The organism is Lacticaseibacillus nasuensis JCM 17158, assembly GCF_001434705.1.
Taxonomy (GTDB): domain Bacteria; phylum Bacillota; class Bacilli; order Lactobacillales; family Lactobacillaceae; genus Lacticaseibacillus; species Lacticaseibacillus nasuensis.
Genome location: NZ_AZDJ01000030.1, coordinates 310,725 through 332,606, shown reverse-complemented (window position 1 = coordinate 332,606; position 21,882 = coordinate 310,725). Strand labels below are relative to the sequence as shown.

The 21,882-nt window shown below is 57.8% G+C and carries 20 protein-coding genes; 16 read left to right on the top strand and 4 right to left on the bottom strand.

The features are described 5' to 3' along the window. The 6 genes from FD02_RS08900 to FD02_RS11550 form a co-directional block, all read left to right on the top strand. Positions 1 to 1,440 (top strand): mucin-binding protein (locus FD02_RS08900; protein WP_202812901.1); only part of this gene is annotated, 1,440 nt, incomplete at its 5' end. A gap of 118 nt (positions 1,441 to 1,558) precedes the next feature. Next, positions 1,559 to 1,996: a MarR family winged helix-turn-helix transcriptional regulator gene (locus FD02_RS08895; RefSeq protein ID WP_054722523.1), complete on the top strand. Its 438-nt coding sequence runs from the start codon at positions 1,559 to 1,561 to the stop codon at positions 1,994 to 1,996. A gap of 99 nt (positions 1,997 to 2,095) precedes the next feature. Continuing rightward, positions 2,096 to 3,472 (top strand): MFS transporter, encoded by a 1,377-nt coding sequence (locus FD02_RS08890; protein WP_056951839.1) that lies wholly within the window; start codon positions 2,096 to 2,098, stop codon positions 3,470 to 3,472. Between the two features lie 68 nt (positions 3,473 to 3,540). Then, positions 3,541 to 4,248, top strand: coding sequence for a hypothetical protein (locus FD02_RS08885; RefSeq protein ID WP_056951837.1), 708 nt, complete (start codon positions 3,541 to 3,543; stop codon positions 4,246 to 4,248). Positions 4,249 to 4,299: 51 nt separating this feature from the next. Further along, positions 4,300 to 4,734: a hypothetical protein gene (locus tag FD02_RS08880; protein ID WP_056951835.1), complete on the top strand. Its 435-nt coding sequence runs from the start codon at positions 4,300 to 4,302 to the stop codon at positions 4,732 to 4,734. A gap of 46 nt (positions 4,735 to 4,780) precedes the next feature. Beyond that, on the top strand, positions 4,781 to 6,646 hold the full coding sequence (locus FD02_RS11550; RefSeq protein WP_235806706.1) for a L,D-transpeptidase: 1,866 nt from the start codon (positions 4,781 to 4,783) through the stop codon (positions 6,644 to 6,646). A 42-nt stretch (positions 6,647 to 6,688) separates the two neighbouring features. On the opposite strand, the gene FD02_RS08870 is transcribed toward FD02_RS11550, so the two are convergent. Then, a complete protein-coding gene (locus FD02_RS08870) occupies positions 6,689 to 8,470 on the bottom strand; it encodes an ABC transporter ATP-binding protein (protein ID WP_420805084.1) in 1,782 nt (593 codons plus the stop codon). Beyond that, entirely contained in the window at positions 8,463 to 10,193 is a 1,731-nt protein-coding gene (locus tag FD02_RS08865; RefSeq protein ID WP_056951910.1) for an ABC transporter ATP-binding protein, read from the bottom strand. The genes FD02_RS08870 and FD02_RS08865 overlap by 8 nt, the downstream gene beginning before the upstream one ends. A gap of 201 nt (positions 10,194 to 10,394) precedes the next feature. Between FD02_RS08865 and FD02_RS08860 the strand changes: the two genes are divergently transcribed. The 8 genes from FD02_RS08860 (at position 10,395) to FD02_RS08825 (ending at position 16,407) form a co-directional block, all read left to right on the top strand. Further along, positions 10,395 to 10,886, top strand: a complete 492-nt coding sequence (locus tag FD02_RS08860) for a glutathione peroxidase (protein ID WP_056951832.1) — start codon at positions 10,395 to 10,397, stop codon at positions 10,884 to 10,886. A gap of 66 nt (positions 10,887 to 10,952) precedes the next feature. Further along, a complete protein-coding gene (locus FD02_RS08855; protein WP_156408289.1) occupies positions 10,953 to 12,293 on the top strand; it encodes a threonine/serine exporter family protein in 1,341 nt (446 codons plus the stop codon). A gap of 226 nt (positions 12,294 to 12,519) precedes the next feature. Further along, positions 12,520 to 13,332 (top strand): glutamate 5-kinase, encoded by an 813-nt coding sequence (gene proB, locus FD02_RS08850; RefSeq protein WP_056951828.1) that lies wholly within the window; start codon positions 12,520 to 12,522, stop codon positions 13,330 to 13,332. Further along, positions 13,329 to 14,570: a glutamate-5-semialdehyde dehydrogenase gene (locus tag FD02_RS08845; protein WP_056951826.1), complete on the top strand. Its 1,242-nt coding sequence runs from the start codon at positions 13,329 to 13,331 to the stop codon at positions 14,568 to 14,570. Before proB ends, FD02_RS08845 begins: the two co-directional genes overlap by 4 nt. A 91-nt stretch (positions 14,571 to 14,661) precedes the next feature. After that, positions 14,662 to 14,916: a hypothetical protein gene (locus tag FD02_RS08840; RefSeq protein ID WP_156408284.1), complete on the top strand. Its 255-nt coding sequence runs from the start codon at positions 14,662 to 14,664 to the stop codon at positions 14,914 to 14,916. Positions 14,917 to 14,993: 77 nt separating this feature from the next. Continuing rightward, positions 14,994 to 15,236 (top strand): DUF2187 domain-containing protein, encoded by a 243-nt coding sequence (locus tag FD02_RS08835; protein ID WP_054723469.1) that lies wholly within the window; start codon positions 14,994 to 14,996, stop codon positions 15,234 to 15,236. Positions 15,237 to 15,349: 113 nt separating this feature from the next. Continuing rightward, positions 15,350 to 15,631 carry a CsbD family protein gene (locus FD02_RS11675; protein ID WP_054723470.1) on the top strand — a complete coding sequence of 94 codons (282 nt, stop codon included), beginning with the start codon at positions 15,350 to 15,352 and terminating at the stop codon, positions 15,629 to 15,631. An 83-nt stretch (positions 15,632 to 15,714) separates the two neighbouring features. Further along, positions 15,715 to 16,407 (top strand): 2,3-bisphosphoglycerate-dependent phosphoglycerate mutase, encoded by a 693-nt coding sequence (locus FD02_RS08825; RefSeq protein ID WP_056951824.1) that lies wholly within the window; start codon positions 15,715 to 15,717, stop codon positions 16,405 to 16,407. An 86-nt stretch (positions 16,408 to 16,493) separates the two neighbouring features. Here the strand turns inward: FD02_RS08825 and FD02_RS08820 are convergent, their stop codons facing one another. Beyond that, the gene (locus tag FD02_RS08820) at positions 16,494 to 17,639 is read right to left on the bottom strand and encodes an ArgE/DapE family deacylase (RefSeq protein WP_056951908.1); all 1,146 of its coding nucleotides are present in this window, start codon (positions 17,637 to 17,639) and stop codon (positions 16,494 to 16,496) included. Between the two features lie 587 nt (positions 17,640 to 18,226). Here FD02_RS08820 and FD02_RS08815 point away from each other — a divergent pair. Further along, a complete protein-coding gene (locus FD02_RS08815; RefSeq protein WP_056951822.1) occupies positions 18,227 to 19,060 on the top strand; it encodes a MetQ/NlpA family ABC transporter substrate-binding protein in 834 nt (277 codons plus the stop codon). A 293-nt stretch (positions 19,061 to 19,353) separates the two neighbouring features. Here the strand turns inward: FD02_RS08815 and FD02_RS08810 are convergent, their stop codons facing one another. Beyond that, a complete protein-coding gene (locus tag FD02_RS08810; protein WP_056951820.1) occupies positions 19,354 to 20,694 on the bottom strand; it encodes a C1 family peptidase in 1,341 nt (446 codons plus the stop codon). A gap of 164 nt (positions 20,695 to 20,858) precedes the next feature. Here FD02_RS08810 and FD02_RS08805 point away from each other — a divergent pair, with 164 nt between their 5' ends. Next, positions 20,859 to 21,767, top strand: a complete 909-nt coding sequence (locus FD02_RS08805) for a helix-turn-helix domain-containing protein (protein ID WP_054723472.1) — start codon at positions 20,859 to 20,861, stop codon at positions 21,765 to 21,767. Positions 21,768 to 21,882 lie beyond the last annotated feature (115 nt).

Here is a 21,882-nt window from a genome sequence, read left to right as displayed (position 1 = left end):
ACTGCCGATGCTGAACATACTGTGACCTACACACCAGATTCAAAATCGACGACGGTGCAGTTTGTCGATGACGATGCGGCTGAACAACCAGTCGGCGATCCAATCGCTGTCGCTGGCGTCACCAATGGCACCAAGTCGTATGACGTCACCAGCCAGATTCCGGCCAGGTACGTTTTGGCGGCTGACAACAGCGCGACGGGTAGCGTGCAGTTTTCGGCTACTGGGGCTGACCCAATCGAGATTCACCTGAAGCACGGGACCACGGTGATTGGTTCTGCCGACCAAGATGCCACCGCGGTGAAACCACTTAAGCTGACCCAGAACTACACGCAAACCATTCATTATCAATACGCGGATCACTACAAGCCGACTGCAGATGTGACGCAAACCGCAACTTCCACTCGCACGGCGACGGTCGATAACGTGACCGGCCAAGTGGTCAGCTACAGCGACTGGATTAACGGCAACTATGCTGCCGTGGCCACGCCAGCTGTTGCAGGTTACACGGCCGATGTTCCTGAGGTGGCGGCAGCCACGAATGTCACTGCCGATGCTGAACATACTGTGACCTACACACCAGATTCAAAATCGACGACGGTCCAGTTTATCGATGACGATGCGGCTGAGCAGCCAGTCGGCGATCCGATCGCTGTCACCGGTGTCACCAATGGCACCAAGTCGTATGACGTCACCGGCCAGATTCCGGCTGGCTACGTCTTGGCGGCTGGCAACAGTGCGACGGGCAGTGTGCAGTTCACGGCCACTGGGGCTGACCCAATCGAGATTCACCTCAAGCACGGGACCACGGTGATCGGTTCTGGCGACCAGGATGCCACTGCGGTGAAACCGAGTGATCTGACCCAGAACTACACCCAAACGGTGCACTTTGTGTTTGCCGATGGGCGCAAAGCCAAGGATGACACGACCCAAACGGCGACTTCCACGCGGACGGCGACCATCGATAATGTCACCAACGCAGTCTTGGGGTACAGCGACTGGACGAATGGCGACTTTGCTGCCGTCCCTGTCCCAGCAATCAAGGGCTACACCGCTAACGTTGACGAAATTCCAGCGCAAAGCGACGTGACCGCCGATGCTGAGTACACCGTGACTTACACCGCTGATCCAGTCAAGGATCGCGGCACATTACCAGTGACTGGCGGCCAGAGTGGTCAAGGCACTGGCAGTCAAACTGGCAGCCAAACCGGCGCTGGCGCTTCCACTGGTGCAGCGGCAGAATCCAGCCGTAATCAAGCCAACGCGGGAACCACTGGGGCCACTACGGCTAACCTGACCAATCAGTCTGCGACTGCGACTGCGACGCATGGCACGCTGCCAAGTACCGGCGAAGTCGAAGCCCGCGCCGCGCTGTCACTAGGCATCGTGACGCTGATGAGTACGCTGGCATTGGCGGGTGCGAGTCGCAAGCGTGCGCATTAAGCGATAGATTCTTAAAGAAGTTGCCCTTCTGCGGAAGGGCTTCTTTTTTTGCTTGGCTTGACGCCTGCTGGTGAAAAGCGTTAAATAATGGGCAATCACACTCACAAGGGAGCGGCGCATGACAGTGAATTATGGCAAGTTGGTCAAGCAAGCGTGCAACCAGATGAATCGGGCCATGGACGAATACGCGCGAGCATCCGGCCTCACCGGCACGCAAATGTCGATTATCGATTTTATCGGCAGCAAGTCGGTGGTGTTGCAGCGCGACATCGAAGCGGAATTCAATATCCAGCGCTCGACGGCCAGCGTGCTGTTGCAACGCATGGAGGCCCGAGCGTTGGTGACCCGGCAGACAGTGGCCGGTGACGCTAGGCAAAAAGAGGTGCGCCTGACCCCCAAGGCGGAGCGCCTGCACGAAATGGTGGCGGTGTATATTGCTAAGCAACAAAACGCGATGACGAGCGAGTTCACGCCGGCGGAATGTGCCACTTTTGTGCGGATGCTTCAATATTTCATCCAATTGAATCATGACGAGCAAGCCCCCAGTGAGCCATGACTTGAGCAGACCAATCGACTGAGATTGGTCTTTTTACTTGGCCAAATTGTGCTAAGATGGATAACGTTAGCCTACTAACGTTATCAAGGAGCGTGTCTCATGAAAACCAAAATTCCATTGCGTGTCATCGGAGCCATTGTTGCGACAGGCTTGATGTCATTTTGCGGCGTCGTCATTGAAACGGCGATGAATATCACTTTTCCCACGTTAATGCGGGAATTTCAGGTCTCGACGAATACGGTGCAGTGGATGACGACGCTGTACTTGCTGGTGGTCGCCGTCATGGTGCCAATGTCGGCGGTGTTGAAGCGGCGATTCAAGACGCGCCACTTGTTTCTGTGCGCCATTGCCTTATTCATGCTCGGCGTTGTGCTAGACGCAGTTGCGCCGAGTTTTTCGATGTTGCTCATCGGCCGTGGGGTGCAAGGCCTGGGCACCGGCATTGCGTTACCGTTGATGTTCAACATCATCCTCGAACAGGTGCCGCGGCCGAAAATCGGCATGATGATGGGCGTGGGGACGATGATCACCGGTGTAGCGCCGGCGGTGGGCCCAACGTTTGGTGGCATCGTGGTGGCGACGTTGTCTTGGCGAATGGTGTTTGTCTTGCTGCTCCCGTTGCTGGTCGTCGCCTTGGTGTTGGGGGTGCGCTGCATCGATCAGGCCCAACCAACGCAGACGGTAACCGTCGATGGTTGGTCGGTGCTGTTGATTGTGCTGGGGTTTGGCGGGGCCATTTTTGGCATCAGCAACTGGGGTAGCGAACCGTTTTGGCAGTGGGGCGTTGCCGGTGCGCTGGCGGTCGGTGTCGTGGCGCTGGCCGGATTGGTTTGGCGGTCGTTGCACCTGTCTGAGCCGATTATCAACTTGCGCCTGTTCGGCCAATTGCGCTTTAGTGTCGCGATTCTGGCCTTTGTCGGCTTGCAAATTAGCGCGTTGGGTCTGTCGTGTCTCTTGCCCAACGTGATTCAACTCGTGAATCACCAAAGTGCCTTGGTGGCCGGGCTGATTGTGCTGCCTGGCGCAGCCATCGGTGCCGTCATGGGGCCGCTAGGGGGCCGATTGTTTGATGCCCGCGGCCCGCGCTTGCCAATGCGCCTCGGCACCTTACTTACCGTGGTGGGCAGTGCTGTGATGCTTGGCTTTGCCCAACGCCTCAGTGATGGTGTGATTCTCGGCAGTTACATCCTGTTCATGGTGGGGATGGGCTTAAGCTATGGCAACATGATGACCCTGGGCCTGCAACCACTGGAGCAAGCGGCACGTACGGATGGCAACGCGATTTTTAACACGTTGCAGCAATTTGCCGCGGCGGTGGGGACAAGCCTGGTGGCAGCCATCGTGGCGGCCGCGCAGCAACAGGCCCCGCTGGTCGCCGGCACGCGCAGCGGGGCGATGGTGAGTTTGGTGGTGCTGACCGGATTGCTGATTCTCAGTGCCGGGCTGACTGGTTGGTTGACTGCGCGTCAATCATGAGTTTTTACTCGCCTTTCCTCAGGGTTTGCGTCATAATGCAAACATAAGGGAAAAGGAGGGTTTCAGAAATGAAAGAGCCAGCAATCGATTCAAACATGAAGACATTATTCTTAGTGAACGCCATTCTAGGCGTGATTAGCTGTGTCATTCCAGGCATTATTACGACCATTATTTCAGTGGTGATTCTCGGCTTGTCGATTTATCAACTTGTGAAGTTGCCAAAAACCGGGAAGTGGCGGACCAGCCCAGTGCTCTTGATTATTGCGACGGCGCTGGATCTCGTGACCGCCGTGATTTCCGCGACGCAAGCCGGCAAGGCGATTGCGGCCGGGGCCTTGACCAACCAAGTCGAAGACGGCCATCTGGTTAAGGGCATCATCGGCGGGTTGATGATTGTCGCCGTTTTGGCCATTGCTTCTTGGATTATTCGAATCGTCGGGACCGTGTTTGCGTTCATCGCTTACAGCCGGGCGAACAAAGCACTTACCGCAGCGGTCCAACAAGCGGCTTACACTGCTCAGGCGGATCCGAGTGTGATGACCGACGCCCCTGCGCCGACATTCACCGAGGTGACGCCAACTAGTGAGGCGGCCAGCCAGACGCCAACGACTAGTCAAACCAGCGAGGCGGCGCCTGCGGCCAGTGAGACAGCCAGTGCCACGCCGATCGTCAGTGAGGCGGCGCCAACTAGCGAAGCTCAAAGTGCGTCGGCCACCAGCGAGGCACCCGCTAGCGAATCAACGCCGACGAGCACCACGACTTCGACCAACGAGTAATTCAGGCGGCGGCAGGCGCGGGACCTGCCGCTTTTTGTTTGGAGGGAAAGCATGACTAGTCGAAAAATGAGTACCGGCCTTAGAACGTTATTTCTCGTGCAAGGCATCCTGGGTTGCCTCACGGCGTTACCGATTTTTTATCTCGGTTGGCCGATGTCGCTCGCTGCGTTAGGCATTGGCATCGCGCAGCTCATTCAACTCCCAGTCGGTCAGCGCTGGCGGACCGCCCCGGTATTGATGGTGGTCGCCACCAGCCTTGAAATCCTGTTTTGGCTTGGCCTGATCGTCACCGTCGGCAGTGTCACGGGCTGGCAATCAACGGCCGATGGATCGTTGTCGAATGCGCAAACGTTGCGGCTCGTCACCGGTATCGGGGCGTGGGCGTTGGTGGCCATTGCCTCGTGGGTGACCCGCATTGTGGCCACGGTATTTGCCTTCATCGCTTATGCCCGCGCGAACCGCGAGTTACTGGCCAACGAGAATTAGATTGAATTTACGGTATAATAGAAGGCGATCAAGGGGGAATTCACGGATGAAACGATGGCAATGGTGGTTGGCAATTCTCATTGGACTTTGGGTGACACCTGCAGTTACGGCGCAGGCGAGTGCGCCACAATACGCCACGGCGACGCAGCCGGTGGCCGTGGCGACCACGCCAGGCGGTGAGCCAACCAAGCTCATTAACCAGGCGACTTATCGGCTGGCCAAGCAGCAAGTTCAAAACGGCACCACCTATCAATACCTGGTGTCGCCAACCGGCCAAGCGGTCGGTTACGCCAAGGCGGGCACGCTGAAGGTCACCCGGGTGGCGCAAGGGGCCTGGGTGAAGGCCAATGGCTACGCCCGGGTAAGCAAAACGGCGACGGCTTGGCGGACATTTCACTGGACCGGGGCGCGGCGGTTAGCCAAAGGCACCGCGGTGAAGCTCACCGGCGTGTATTACCACCAAAACGGTAGCGCCTACTATTCTGTGGCCAGCACCGCCGGCAAATGGTTGGGTTACGTCAACGCCGGCAGCCTTAAATTGTTAGCGTCGCCGTGGAGCGCAGAACAAGCTGACCAGCGGATCGTGACCGTGACGAAGAATTGGTCGGCTTATGCGGATTTGAATTTTCACAAAACTGGTAGCGTGTATCAGCGGACCTATCGCAGCATTGGGCGCTATCGGCACGTGAATGGTTACACCTACCTGGCCTTGGCGGATCAGCACAACAAGCTGGTCGGCTACATTAACGCCGGTGCCGTGACGGTGGCAAAAGATTCGCGCGGCGTGGCGCTAAAGGATCGTGGCTACGTCCTGCCCAAAGCTGGTGCGAATGCCTACACGAGCATCAATCGCACCCAAATCAAAACCCGGACCAGCGCGCTGGCCGCGCGTCCGGCCCAGGTGCGGTGTGCATACCGGACACTGGCTGGTGAGCTGTGGTATTCCTTGTACGATCGTTATGGGCACTGGCTGGGGTACGCGCCGGTTTCGCAATTAAGCCGCACGAGCGCGCAAGGGCGGTACCAAACCGCCAGTGGCTATGTCACCACGACGAAGAAGGGCTACCGGCTGTGGGCAAACTTTAACTTCAACCGCGGGGTAAGCACCAGCACGACGGCCTATCAGCGCACGTACAAGATTGTTGGGGTCTATCATCACTTTAACGGTGGCACGTATTATTCGCTGCGCGACGGCAAGAATCACTGGGTCGGCTACGTCAACGCCAGCAACGCCACGAAGGCCAGCAAACCGCAAGGCGTCTGGCTGGCGTATCGCCACGCGATGGTGATCAGCCGCAGCCACTACACGATTTGGCGCACGTTCTTCGGCAAGTCGTATGGTACGACGGTGGCCGGTCGGCATTACACGGTGACCGGGCGGTATCGTCACTTGAATGGGGCGTGGTACGTGTCGTTGTATTCAGGGAAAACCTGGTTGGGCTACGTCAACGCCCAAGCAGTCAAAATGGCGACGACGGTGCACAATTACCTGCGTCCGTCGCAATCTTACGCGTACCCGAATGCGCGGACGGCATCGTTCAACATCGAAGTCGACCTCAGTAGCCAACGTGTCTACCTCAAGTATGGCAGCAAGCGCGTGTATACCATGTATTGTTCCAGTGGCATTGGTAATTCCACGCCTCGCGGGCACTTCCGGATTCAGGAACGCGGCTACAGCTTCTATAATGGTAGCGAGAAAATGGGCGCGCATTACTGGACGAGTTTCTACCAGCACGGTGTCTACTTGTTCCACTCGGTGCCTACCGACCGATATGGCCACTACATCAAGAGCCAAACTACGCAACTCGGTATGCGGCCGATGTCACATGGGTGCATTCGCCTCAGTGTGCCAGACGCCAAGTGGATCAATACTCACGTGAAAACCGGCACCAAAGTCTACATTCATCAATAACTAATCACGCCTCGAGCTTACTCGAGGCGTTTTTGGTTGGGGTCAAGCTTCGAATTGACTGTTGTACAGACTCGCGTATTCGCCGCCTTGTGCCAGCAGCTCGGCGTGGGTACCGCGCTCAACCACGCGGCCGTCAGCGATAACCAGAATCTGATCGGCGGCTTGGATCGTCGACAGGCGGTGGGCGATCACGAAGCTCGTGGCGTGTTGCATCAGTCGGCTCATCGCCGTTTGCACCATGGCCTCGGTGTTGCTGTCGATGGCGGCAGTGGCTTCATCCAACACCAATACCGGGGCCTGGGCGATGAAGGCGCGAGCAATGCTGAGCAGTTGACGCTGGCCTTGCGACAAGTCGTGGGCGTTTTCGGTGAGCAGGGTATCGTAGCCTTGAGGCAGTTGGGTGATAAAACCCGCGGCGTTGGCTTGTTGCGCCGCTTGGGCCACCTCGGCGTCGGTGGCAGTGGGGCGGCCGAGGCGAATGTTTTCGCGAATCGTCAAGGTGAAGAGAAACGATTCCTGCTGGACCACGGTGACGGCGTGGCGAAGGTCGGCGCGCCGCAGGCTGGTGACGTCGTGGCCATCTAGTAAGATCGCCCCGTGTTGCAGCGGGTAGAGGTTGGTCAACAGGTTCATGATGGTGGTTTTGCCGGCGCCGGTTTGGCCAACCAAGGCGATGACCTGGCCGGGTTCGGCGGTGAGGGAGACGTCGTGGAGAATCTGGCGGTCGGGCGCATAGGCAAAATCCACATGCTCAAAGCGCACGTGGCCCACCGGATGCGGCAGGGGGAGTGCATCGGGCACGTCTTGCTCCGGCGGCTCGTCGATCAACGCGAAGACGCGCTGCGCCGATATCAGCGACAGCTGCAAGGTGTTGATCAGATCCAGCAAGTTATTGATGGGACCCGTGAAGTTGCGCAAGTAGATGAGAAAGGTGAAGATAATGCCCACGGTGATGCCGCCTTGCCCCAGCAAAATCGAGGCGGCGCCGGCGGCAGTGATCAAGACATAGGCGAGGTTGTTGGTCATGTTGTTGAACGGGCCAATGACGCTCGACCAGGCTTGGGCGGCAAAGGCGGCGGTGGTATATTCCGCGTTGGTCGCGGTGAAGGTGGCCATGGTCGCGTCGATGTGGTCGAAGCCTTGGACGACTTGCTTACCGGTGACGCTTTCCTCGATTTGCGTGTTGAGTTCGCCAAGGGTGCGCTGCTGGGTCATGAAGGCTTGCTGGGTGCGCTTGGCGACGGCCTTGGAAAACGCGTAGGTGGCCGCCGATGCCAGCAGCGTGATCAGCGTCAGCACCGGCGACAGCACTAGCATCGCGGCCCCCATGCCGATAATGCTGATGATGCCGGTGAAGAGCTGGACGAAAGTTTGCATCAAGGCGGTGTTGATGTTGTCGACGTCGTTGGTTAGGCGACTCATCACGTCGCCGTTGTCATGGGTGTCAAAATAGTGCATCGGCAGCTGCTGCAAGTTGGCGAACACGTCGCGGCGGATGTCGGCGCTCGTGGTTTGGGCCACCTGAATGATCAGTGCGTTTTGAAAATACACGAAGCCGCTGGCAATGACGTACATGACTCCCATGGCCAGGCAGACCAGTAACAACGTGTGCAGCGTGTCGGCGTGGATATAGCGGTCGATGACAATGCCGTTCAGGCGGGTGCCCACCACGGTCACGGCGGTGGTGACGATGGTCATGAGAAACGTGATGATGAGCTTGCGCTTGGCGTGGCCGAGGTAGCCGCCAAGGCGCCGAACCGTTGGGCGCCAGTCGCCGAGGTTGACCTTTTCGCGGTGAATGTTGCGCCGTGGTCGGTTACGCATGTCCATATGCGCCACCTCCTAGCTGGGTTTGTACAAGTTGCCGGTAAAACGCGTTGCGCTTGACGAGCTCAGCGTGCGTGCCTTGCGCTACCAGGCGGCCGTGGTCGAGCACGATGATCTGATCGCAATCCATGACGTTGGTCACGCGTTGCGAAATCATCAGCGTGGTGCGGCCGCGGCGGCGCTTGGCCAAGCGCGCCTTGATGCGCGCGTTGGTGCTTTGATCGACCGCGCTGGTGGCGTCGTCGACCACCAGAATCGGCGCTTGCGGCGTCAGGGCCCGGGCAATGTTCAGCCGTTGGCGCTGGCCGCCGGAGAAGTTTTTGCCGAGCTGTTCCACCGGGGCTGCGTAGCCTTGCGGTTGCTGATCGATGAACTCGGTGGCATCGGCGGTGGTCGCGGCAGCTACCAGCGTCGGCAGGCTGGCGTGTGGCGCGCCAAAGCGAAGGTTGGTGGCAATCGTGCCGGCAAACAAGCTGGCGTCTTGGTAGGCGACGGCCACCGCTTGGCGCACCGTGGCCAGCGGCAGGCTTTGAATGTCGTGCCCGGCAATGGTGATGGTGCCGGTGTAGTCGTCGTAGGTCCGCGTCAGCAGGTTGATCAGGCTGGTTTTGCCGGCGCCGGTGGCACCAATGATGCCCAGCCACTGACCAGCCGGCACGTGTAGGGTGATGTCGGCGAGAATTGGCTCGCTTTGCCGGTAGCCAAAGCTGACGTGGGTAAAATCGATTGCCGGCGGCGCGGCAATGGGCACCGGCTGAGCCGCCGGCGTCGTGGGCGCCGGGGCTTCGGCCAAGACGCCGTGCACACGGGTGGCGCTGGTGATGGCGCGGGAAAAGGCGGTAATGATGTTGACGGTTTGGACTATGGCGGTGGTGATTTGGATCATATAGTTGACGAAGGCGATAATCTGGCCGGTACTGATGGTGCCGGCCACGGCGAGCTGGCCGCCATACCCGAGCGCGATGATGACGCCGAGGTTGAGCATCAGTTGAATCACCGGCGTCAGCGGGACGGTGGCCATGCTGGCCTTGAGGCTGGTGGTTTGCAGGTTGAGGTTGCCGCGCGTGAACTGCGCGCGCTGGTGGTCCTCCAAGCCGTACGATTTAATGGTTTTGGCGCCTTGCAGGTTTTCGCGCATCAGCAGATTCACGCGGTCGACGGCTTGTTGCATCTTGGTGTACAAGGGGATGCTGCGGCGCACGATAACCAACAGGAACACGACTAACAGTGGCATGATGATGAACAGAATTGGCGCGAGGTTGGGGCAGACGATGACTGACATCACGATGCCACCCAGCAGCAACAGGGGTGAGCGCACCATGCCGCGGGTGACCATCATGACGAGATTTTGCATCTGCGTCACGTCGTTGGTGATGCGCGTGATCAACGTCGCCGGCGGCAGGCCCGCCGGATCGCGCGAGGTCAGGGCAATCGTCAGCATGTGAGCGCGCAGCTGCTCACCCATTTTTAGCGACGCGTAGCTGCCGAGCATGCCGCAGGTGGCGCCGAAGCCGAGCCCCATGAAGGCAAACAGCATCATCAATGCCGCGTGGGTGAGCACGTACCGGCCGTCCCCGCGCGCCAGCCCATGGTCGATGATTTGGCTCATCAAGGTTGGCTGCTGCAGGTCGCACAAGACTTCCCCTAACATGATGCACGGCGCAAGGAAAAAACTCACCCGGGCCCGGCCATGGGTGTGTTGCATGATGATGGTGAACACAAACATCAACTCCTTCAGTGATCGGCGGCTGACCGACGAAAAAAAGCGTCACGTTTCCCAAGCCTAGTAAGGACTAAGGATCCGCGACGCTATTAAACAATTGATTCCAGTTTAGTGCAAGCAATAAGGCCTGACAAGCCCAAAAATGAGTTGTGGCCAATTGATTGATGGGGTGGTATGCTGAGCACAGGAGGCGATTTCATGACAACTGTATATGATTTTGACGCAACGCGCGAGAATGGCGAAACTTATTCGCTGGCGGCTTACCAAGGCCACCCGTTGTTGATTGTGAACACGGCCACCAAGTGCGGCCTGGCCCCACAATTTGCCGGGCTCGAGGCCATTTATGAAAAATACAAGGACCAAGGCCTGATCGTGTTGGGCTTTCCGTCCAACCAATTCAAGCAAGAATTGTCAGACTCAGAGGCCGCCGCGCAGGCGTGCCGCACGACTTATGGCGTCAGCTTCCCGATGCACACGATTAACCCTGTCAACGGCGACGACGCCTTGCCGCTGTTCAAGTTTCTGACGACGAACACCAAGGGCGCATTCGGCCATGCCATCAAGTGGAACTTCACCAAGTTTCTGATCGACGCCGATGGCAACATCGTGGAACGCTTTGCACCAGCGACCACGCCGGAGAAAATCGAACCGGCCATCGACCGCTTGTTGGGTCAGTCGCAGCAGGCGTAGTCAGCGGATTCACGGGCGAAATTTGCAGAAAGTGGTATGCTGAAGAGTGAAAACTATTCAGATAGGATGATGATCATGCCCGAACCACTTGCCGTTTCGACCCACCACCATATGCATATTCGCTGGCACAACCTCGCGCAACGCGACTCGGTGCCCGTCACCGAAGCGAGTCTCACCGCCCGCGCCGCCGTGGTTGGCCGCGTTGGCATCATGATGCTGGCGTGCGGAACCGGGGCTTGGCGCGTGCGCGAGGCGATGGATCGCGTCAGTCGCCGGCTGCACCTCACGTGTTCGGCCGATGTGGGGCTGATCGCCATTAGTTTCACCTGCTTTGAAAATGGGCACCACTATTCGCAGACCTTGAGCCTCGCCGCCAGCGGGGTGAATACGGACAAACTTAGCGTGATGGAAACCTTCGTCGACCACTTCGACTCGGTGCTGACGCTGACGCCGCAAGAAATTCACACGAAGCTGGACGGCATTCAACAAAAACCCGGCAACTATACGCCGGCGTTGTTGGGGTTGGCCAGCGCCGCGGCGTGCGCGGCCTTCGTGTTCCTGCTGGGTGGCGGACCCATCGAGATGCTGGGGTGCTTCATCGGTGCCGGCATCGGCAACTGGCTGCGCGCCATCATGGGCCGCCACCACATGACCGTCATCGCCAGCACCGCGTTGTCGGTGGCGGCGGCGTGTCTGGCCTATTTGGCCGTGTTTGCGGCGCTGGCCGCCGGGTTACACATCCGGGCGGCGCACGAGGCGGGTTACATCGGGGCGATGTTGTTTGTCATTCCCGGTTTTCCCTTCATCACCAGCGGCCTAGATATTTGCAAACAAGACATGCGCTCGGGCCTTGAACGCGGGGCGTTTGCCATCATGGTGATCACGGTGGCGACGATTACCGGGTGGCTCGTGGCGGTGTTGGTGCACCTGCAGCCTGCGGATTTCATTCCGCTCGGGCTGGGGCGTTGGTCGTTGTTGGCCGGCCGCCTCATCGCCAGCTTCGTCGGCGTGTACGGGTTTTCCATCATGTTTAATAGTCCCGTGAAAATGGCGGCTAGCGCCGGGCTGATTGGCGCCGCGGCTAACACGTTGCGCCTGACGCTGATCGATTGGGCCGCGATGCCACCGACGGCCGCCGCGTTTCTCGGCGCGTTGTTGGCGGGGCTGTTGGCCAGCGCCGTGCATGCTTATCGCCGCGGTTTCCCGCGGATCTCACTGACCGTGCCGGCGATTGTCATCATGGTGCCGGGGCTATACATGTACCGCGGGATGTATGCGCTTGGCCTGAACCATTTTGCCATCGGCGGCAGCTGGTTGGTGCGGGCCATCATGATCGTGGTGGCCTTGCCGCTGGGTCTGGCCACGGCGCGCATTCTCACGGATAAGAAGTGGCGCCACATTAGCTAGTTGACAACGGTTAGTGCCCTAGCTATACTCTAACCACGGTCATAGTAGCGCCGGGCAGAGACCTTCACGTCAGCTGAAAGTGAAGGCGGGTGCGCGAATCCAAGCCGTGGCATGAAACTGAATAGACGAACGTAAAAGTGTGAAGCCCTGCTTCGAACGAGGATGGTACCGCCCAGATTTGGGTGCCTCGAGCGAAGGGGGTTTTTGTTTACCGAAGGAGTGCAACATGACGCGACAAATCGCCCAGCAGTGTCACCGCTTGGTGGTTAAAATCGGCACCAGCAGCCTGATTTTACCCAGCGGCAAAGTGAATCTACAAACCATCGACCGGCTGGCCTATGCCTTGGCCGCCTTGGCCAACACCGGCCACGAGGTGGTGCTGGTGACTTCCGGTGCCATCGGGGTGGGGATGGCCACGCGCCACCTCACCAAAAGACCGGCGAGCATTCCTGAGCAACAGGCGCTAGCGGCGGTGGGGCAAAGCGAGCTGATGCGATTATATGGTCAGCGGTTCGGCGATTATGGCGCAGCCATCGGGCAGTTGTTGTTGACGCATGACGTGTTTGATTATCCCGTCAGCAAGCAGCACGTCCTCGACACGATTTCGGCCTTGTTGCGCGGCGGGGTGATCCCCGTGATTAACGAAAATGATTCGGTCGCCGTCGACGAAATGGATCACCGAACCACCTTTGGCGACAACGATCAGCTCTCAGCGCTAGTGGCGACCCAAATCGATGCCAACTTGCTGGTGGTGTTGTCCGATATCGACGGCTTGTACGAGCGAGATCCGCGCACGCATCCCGATGCGCAGTTGATTCCCGAGCTCAGCTACCTCAGTGCGCGCGTCAAGGCCGGGGCAAGCGGCGCCGGCAGCCGCTTTGGCACCGGCGGCATGGTGACGAAGCTCGCCGCGGCGCAAACGATGTTGCAAGCAGGCAAGGAAATGGTGCTGTGTTCCGGCGCCGACCCCCGCGTGGTGTTGCAGGTGGTGGCGGGGGCCGCGGTGGGCACATGGTTCAAGCAGGAGGAAGACCAATGACAGACTTGATCGCAATGGGTCGGCGCGCCCAGGCCGCCGCAGCCACGTTGGCGCAATTGACTACCCCACAGAAAAATGTGGCGCTGGTGCGCATGGCAGATGCTTTGGTGGCTCATATTCCCGAGCTGCTGGCGGCCAATGACTTGGATCTCGCCGCGGCCACCGACCTGCCGGCAAAGTTCACCGACCGCCTGCGCCTCACAAAACAGCGCGTGCAAGACATGGCCGCTGGGTTGCGGCAGGTGGCTGGGCTAGCCGATCCAACCGCCGTGATCGACCGCGGCTGGACCACCGCGGCGGGGCTCACGATTCGCCAGCAGCGGGTGCCGCTGGGCGTTGTGGCGATGATTTTCGAGGCCCGGCCGAACGTCACGGTGGACGCGGCGGGGCTGACGGTAAAAAGTGGCAACGCCGTGATTTTGCGCGGGGGTAAGGAGGCGCTTCACAGCAACCAGGCCTTGGCGCAGGTCTTGCGTTCGGCGTTGGCCGATACGGCGGTGCCGGTTGATGCTGTGCAGTTGATTGCCGATCCGGATCGCCGCTTCGCCACGGCCTTGATGCACCTCACTGACTACGTCGACGTGTTGATTCCGCGAGGCGGCGCGGGCCTGATCCAAGCGGTGGTGAAGGAAGCCACGGTGCCGGTCATCGAAACCGGCGCGGGCAATTGTCACATCTATGTGGATGCCGCCGCCGACCTGGCGATGGCTGAGGCCATCGTGGTGAACGCCAAAGTGCAGCGGCCGAGCGTGTGCAATGCGGCGGAGAAGCTGATCATTCATTCGGCGGTCGCACCGACCTACCTGCCGCAGTTAGCCGCCGCGTTGACGGCCCATGGCGTAGCGCTGCGCGGCGACGCCCGGGCGCGGGCCATTGTGCCAACCATGGCGCCGGCCACCGCAGCAGATTGGGATACCGAGTACAACGATTTGATCATGGCGGTGAAGGTGGTGGACTCGCTGGATGAGGCGATTGCCCATATCAACGCGCACAATACGAAACACTCAGAAGCCATTGTGACCAACGCGTTGGCGGCAGCGCAAACCTTCCAGCGGCGGATCGACGCGGCGTGCGTATACGTGAACGCGTCGACTCGCTTTACCGATGGCGTCGAGTTCGGCTTCGGCGCAGAAATTGGCATCAGCACGCAGAAATTGCACGCGCGGGGACCGATGGGCTTGACCGCGTTGACAACGACCAAATACCTCATCGACGGCAACGGTCAGGTACGCGAATAAAAGAACAACAATAATATAAAAATACTTATAGACAATATAAAACGAAACGTGTTAAGCTCTGATTATTCAAACCGAATGGGAGGGCTTACATATGGATGCAATTACGCGCGATGCCATCGTCGCCTGTGCGGCCAATGGCAACATGGAACACGACTTCATCGGTCAGGTGGTCAAAGTCTACGAAAATTCTGCACTGGTTCAAATCTTGGAGCACCATGCCGATGATCGCATGAATGCCCGGGAGCTGTTGCATCAAGTGGTCATCAGTTTGCGCCAAATGACGGTGATGACACCGGGCCGTCCGGCTGAAGAAGAAGCGGCAGAAGCGCTGGAATCGGTGGGTTAATCGACGACAGGTGAACTGTGGTATAATGCACTTAGTGTAAGTGCGGTACCGTGTGGAAAGTTTAGGGGGAACAACCTGTGAGTCAAGAAATTGCAGTCGGCGATAATGTCACCGTGCGTAAAAGTGTCGACGTGCCATTAAGCTTTAAAGGCACCGTTGAAAAACTGTACGCGAATTCGGCAATGCTGACGATTACCAGCTTCGATCAAAAAGACGCCGTCATGGTGGAAGACCTGAAGCATAAAACCGTCGTGAATTATAAACACATTCTCAAGGGTGGTAAGGCGGTCTTGCCGCCGAAGCCCGAAGAGGACGCGTAAGCGAAAGTCGGCCGCGGCCGGCTTTTTTATTACCAAAATTATACTCACCATAAAACTAGCGTGAGCATTCGCCAATCAAGTATGCTTATGGTAACAAGAAAGGAGAATTGCCCATGACAGATTTCGATGCGATGAAGGATAAAGTGGTCGGCAAGACCAAAGAAGTAGCTGGAAAGATCACGGACAACCCCGAACTCGAAGCCAAAGGTAAAGCCACACACATGCGCGGTGAAGCCAAGGAAAAGGCCGCAGAACTGAAGGATAAGGTCGCCGATAAGTTCGACGACGCAAAGGATTCTGCAGCGACTAAGAAGGGCGAACTCGACGCCAAGGCGCAAATCGTCAAAGACAACGCCGCCAACAAGTTCAACGATACGGTTGACCGTCACCGCTAACCCGACTGCACCGCCGAGTAATCGGCGGTGTTTTTGTGTGAGAATTTGCTGAAAATGCTATACTAATTGGCATGGAGGACGTCATGTCACAACTTGTCTTGTTACGCCACGGCCAAAGCGCCGCCAATTTTGCCAATACGTATACCGGGTGGACCGATGCGCCGCTGACTGCTCACGGCGTGGCCGAGGCCAAAGCGGCCGGCGCCGCGTTAGCCGCCACCGGCATTCAATTCACGCATGTCCACACGTCGATGCTGAGTCGTGCGATTAAAACCGCGTACCTGGTGCAGGCGGCCATCGATCAAACCTGGCTGCCCATCACCAAAAGCTGGCGCCTGAACGAACGGCACTATGGCGCCTTGCGCGGGATCAACAAGGACGAGTCGCGAGCGGTGTTCGGCAAGCAACAAGTCGCGCAGTGGCGGCGCGGTTATCGGGCGCATCCGCCGTTGTTGCAACAGCCGGTGGCCGATCGCCGGTATGCACCATGGCCGCAGACCATCGTGCCGCGTGGCGAAAGTCTCGCCGATGCCGAACAGCGCCTCGTGCCATATTGGGTCGACACCATTGCGCCGCGGTTGCGCCGCGGCGAAAACCAGCTGGTGGTGGCACACGGCTCGACGTTGCGAGCACTGATCAAGTATCTGGAACAAATTAGTGACGACGACATCGACGGGGTGGAGGTCGCCAACGCTCAGCCGATCATTTACACCCTGAACCAAGACCTCACGATTGCCGATAAGCAGGTGCTCACACCCAATTTTCCCGGGAAATAATGTTGCGGAAATCTGCAGTGATTGCTGTCACAAGTTTTTGTCATTTTAGGTCAAATAAAAAACGCCATTGCTGGCGTTTTTTTAGTTTAGGCGAAGTAGCGCTTCGCGAATTCCTCGTAAATGTTGATGGCGTCTTCGTAGTGCTTGATCGAGACGTACTCGTTGACCTTGTGTGACTGATTCTCGCCGTCGTTGGTCGGACCGTACCAGGCCACATCGAAGTGGTGCGGGCTCTTCACAAATTCCGACGCGTCGGTGGCGCCGTTGGTAAATTCGCGCTCGAGTTTCACGCCGCGGACTTGTTCTACCGCATCGCTCAAGGTGTTGATGGCCTTGCTATCGGGATTGTCATTGACCGGAATAAAGCTATGAATCAAGTGAAATTCCAGCGAGCCGGGTTGGCCGTTATTCGTCAGCTTCTCGGCCAGGCCTTGCAGCCGCTTGGTGACTTCGGCGTTCAAAAAGGCTGGCGTCGGCCGCGCGTTGCCGCGCAGTTCGGCGTAGTCGGGCAGGGTGTTGACCTGCTTGCCACCGTTGATGATGGTGATGGTGTGCACGAACGGGCCGAGGGCGGGATACTGCGGGGCGTCGTCGAAGAGATGACGTTCCTCGGTGATAAAGTCCGCCAGTTTCTCGATCGCGTTGATGCCGAGGTCCGGCCGCGAACTGTGGGCGGACTTGCCGCGGCTGATGATCTTGTAGTTGTATGAGCCGCCGTGGCCGGTCTTCAGCGTCTTGTCGCCGCCTTCGCCGACCAGCAAGGCACTGAGGTCGTCGACATAACCAAGCTCGGTGAGCTGTTTGGCCCCATAAGCGCCGTATTCCTCACCGACCGTCGCCAGCAAGCGCACGTGATGCGGGAAGCCGGCCTTTTTTAACCGAATCAGGGTCAACACTAAGCCGGCCAGTCCGGACTTCATGTCGGCGGCGCCGCGGCCGTATAACTTGTCGCCGTCGATATAAGGCTCATACGGATTGTGCGTCCAGGTGTCGAGGTCGCCGGGGTTGACGACGTCTTCGTGACCGGTAAAACCAAGAATTGGTCCCGGGGCATCCGGGTTCAAATCGGCCACCAGCGAATCACGACCGGGGGCATATTCCACCAATTTGCTGTCAATGCCAGCGCTAGCCAGCTTGGCTTGAATCAACTTGGCCACCGCGGTTTCATTGCCGTTAGCGGTCGACGAATCAATGCGAATCAGGTCCTTCAAAAACTCAATATCATCACTCATCATGCTTCACGCTCCTTTTGGCTCCCAATCAAACACCAAAAAAAATTAAAATGCAAGTGTTGACATGAAAATTTTTACGGGCTATACTCATCACAATTTCATAAACGCAACACGTGATCGAGTGAGTAGACATCGCGGGACTGTACAGAAAACCTGGCAAAGCTGAGAGCAGGGTAGTCAACGACATCGAACATGGCTCGAGCAAATCGTTCAGGTGAGCTTTGCAAGCCTGGGCTGGGTGGCTCCCATTACCGAGCACGCAGATGATTGTCTGTCGTTGAGGTCGGTGCTTGCACCGACGAATTAGAATGGTACCGTGGGCCCGCTCACTTCTAACCTAGCTTGGTTAGAAGTGGGCGTTTTTTTTTACGCAGCGAGTAGCCCTTCAGGGCGTACTCGCTGCTACTCGGAGGCCGCGCGAAGCCGGCCGAGAGATGCGACCCAGCGGCAAATGTCTCCGACGAACCGTCGGAGGCCGCGCGAAGCCGGCCGAGAGAAGTGACCCGGCGCCAAACGTCCCCGACGAACCGTATTATCTGCGATGTCGACCCCGTTCACGTGATTGCGTATCCTGAGGAGGAACAGCAATGAAAAAAGTATTGAAGACCTTGGCCCTGGCGGCCGTCTTGAGTTTAGGTTTGGTGTTGGCGGCTTGTGGCAAGAGCAATAGCAGTGCCAGTAGCAAGTCCACCACAGTAAAGCTGGGCGTCGTTGGCAGTGATAACCGCCTGTGGCAGCACGTGGCCCAGAAGCTGAAGAAGCAGGGCATCACCTTGAAGATCGTCGAATTCTCTGACTACAACACGCCAAACACCGCGCTGGCCGATGGCGACGTCGACTTGAACGCGTTTCAACACCAGTTTTTCTTGGATGACTGGAACAAGAAGCACAACCAGAATCTGACCAGCATCGGCAAAACGGTGATTGCGCCGATGGCCATTTTCTCCAAGAAGATCACGAAGCTGTCGCAGCTCAAAAAAGGCGACACCGTGTCGATTCCAAACGACGCGACGAACGAAGCCCGGGCGTTGGAACTGTTGAAGACCAACGGGTTCATCACGTTCAAGCCCGGCACCGGTAACTTGCCGACGCCAACGGACATCAAGACCAACAAGCTAGGCCTGAAGATTAAGTTGCTGGACGCGGCGCAGCTGCCGACGACCTTGCAAGACGTCGATGCGTCCGTGATCAACGAAGGCGTGGCGCTTAACGCCAAGCTCGATTTCGATAAGGCACTGGACATCGAAAAGGTCACGAAGTCTTCCATTCCGTGGATTAACATCATCGTGGCCAAGAAGAAGGACGTCAACAACAAGGTCTACAAAAAGGTCGTCAAGGCTTACCAGACCCAGGACACCAAGGACTACATGAAGAAGCTTTATGGCAAAACCGAAATCCCAGCCTGGGACGTTAAGTTCTAATATTGCCCGGGTAATCTTGACCAGTGCCACCGCTGCCCCCGGCGGTGTCCAACAGTGACTGGTTAAGATACTAGCGTTGCCGTGACAGCCTTGGTTGCTGAGCGAAGCGATGCCCAAGTCGGCGAGCTGATTGCAATGTCCTCCCGTGATCGCGCATCACGCAGGGGTTTGATTGCGCGTGGCTTTAAGCAGTACCAGTCAGCCAAATGAGCCGAAAAGCTCGGTGCCTATCCAGGCACCGAGCTTTTTCGTGGCCAAAAAAATCACCGCTCATTGTGAGCGGTGATTTGGCGTTAGGCCAAGGCACCCATTGGATCCCATGGCTTCAACACAGTTGGCTTGTCATATTCATTCTTGATGACTGCTTGGAGGTCGCTTGGCAGGTAACGCTTGTTGATGACGACCTGGTAAACGAATTCGTCGAACCAGGAATCACTGGCGACGAAGTAACCTTTTTCGCCGACCTTGTCACCCCAGGAGTTCTCGACCTTCCACTTGGTTGGCTTGCCGTCGACGATATCGACGCCGGTGAGGACCATGGCGTGGGTCATCAGGGATTCGCCGTAATCGAGGCGGTCGGCCTTGGTCATGGTGAAGTCGGTGTTGAACAAGGCGTCCTTGTCGTAAATGGCGGTGTCCATGATGCCAAGCTGGCGGTCAGAGGACTGGCCAACATCGGAACCGAACCACACCGTCTCGCCGTTTTCCAGCTGCTTGATGGCCAGCTGCTTGAAGGTGTCGATGTCGAGGTTCAAGTGGCGGACCTGGCGACCACCAACGACGTTGCCGAGCATCTCTACCGTGTACAGGTGGTTGAATGGCTTGTCGGCAGTCGGGCCGTTGATGATGGACTGGAAGCTGTCCGTGTCCCAGCCGATGTACTTCTTAAAGAAGGTTTGCGGCGTCAAGTCGCGGTCGATGTGATATTCTTTGTCATCGTCGCGGTATTCGAAGTCAAACTTCGTCGGTGGGTTGCCCAGCGTGTAGCTCAAAATCCGGTAGATTTCGCTAAGCATCTGTTCCTTCTTGGCCTGAATCGCGTCGGCGGATTCGCCGTTGGCCACGGCGCCGCGCAGGGTGACCGCGTCTTTGCGCAGCTTCAGGTTCAAGACGGAATTCAGCTCGCTGCTCTTGCTGGAGCTGTAAGTTTCGGGCATGACGGACTTCGGCACGATGCCGTACTTGTCGATCAAGGCCGTCAACATGTCCCATTGGCCGCCGTCGCCTTGAGGGTTGGCCATGAGCCAAGCCACCTTGCGGGAGTCGATGTCGGCGTCGGCAGTGGCGATGACATTTTCATAGAAGTAGTTGGACTTTTCGAACTTGTCCCAGAAAAACGTGTAGTTCTGCGACAACTCGAAGTCCTTCAACTTAAACTGGGCCTGGATCTGGTGACGCATCGTGTTCAACGCCGCGAACATCCAGCAGCGGCCGCTTTGTTTCTGGTTAGCGACGGCACCGGTGGACAGGTCGATCGAGAAGGTTTGGTCCATCGCGATTTTGCTGTCGGTGTTTTCACTGGCGGCCAACACGCCATTGTTCATGACCGCCTTTTGAATGACGCTCGATGCTGGGGTCTCGGCGAGGTCCTTTTGAAACGTTGCTAGGTCTTCGGCACTAATTGCTTTTGCCATTTGCCACACTCCTTTGATTAGAAAATGATGATATATTTAACAGACTTCCCCATTTTAGCACATTCACCCGTGGCTGGGCACGGGTTGCGCAAAATTCCCCAGATTGACTTGTGCTGCCTCGCCCGTGGGTTAGAATGGGCGTGTAGACACTAGGAGGAATATAGATGAAGCTCGATATTGGACCATCAATCAAGGCGGTGCGGCAAAAGCGCGGTTACTCGGCGAAGTCGATGTATACGGGGCTGATGTCGCGCTCGAATTACGCGCGATTCGAGGAAGGGGCCATCGACACCTCCGCGGCGAACTTATACGAGCTGACCAAGCGCTTGAACGTGTCGTTGCCGGAGTGGATGATGATTTATAACCAACTCAACGGCCGCGACGTCGGCAAGCTCACCAATCAGGTCAACGGGTTGCTCAACGCCGGGTGGACGCAGCAGGATCCCGCCCAGCTGCGCGAGGCCGCAAGAATCTGTGACGAGTTGTACGCGCGGTTCCAATACCCAAATGAGCACCTGAGCGCGTTGATGGCCAGCGCGTTGGCGACATTTCTTCAAAACGGGCAGGTGATTGGCGCGGCCAACGCCCCGCGCAGCGAGTTGATCGCCTACCTCGACGCGATGGACACGTGGTACGCCAACGATGTCGCGTTACTGTCCAACATCATGCAGATTCTCGACTTGCCGACGCTGCTACGGCTTATCGTGCGCTATCTCTTGATGGTGAAAAATAATCCCTGGCTGGGCCAGGGTAGCAACAGCATTCCCTCGCAACAAGAAGTCTTGCAGCAGGCGTTCAACACCGCCATCAGCGAGCGAGACTGGGCGGCGTATACCAAGCTACTTGAATTGTTCAACGCCATGCCAATGTCCGAGCGTTACCTCTTCCCGACGTTGATGCGCCAGGTGTATAACGCCTATGCCGCGTACCACCAGCAGCCAAGCAAAGCCGCGTTGGCCCCGGTGCACGCGGTGACGGCGGTCATCACGGCGGCGGATTCCCCGGCCAATGTGGTGGAGCTAACGCGACAGGTTAAAGCGTTGAATGCTTGGTGCGGCGTGTCGGCCAACTAATCTTGGTGGGCCTTGGGCGTGGTGGTGGCCGCGCCTTTTTGCGTGGCGCAGATTTGCGCCATTCGCGTCGCGGTTGGCGCGGTCCTTGGTACAGTGGCCCCAGAGTACGGGGGAG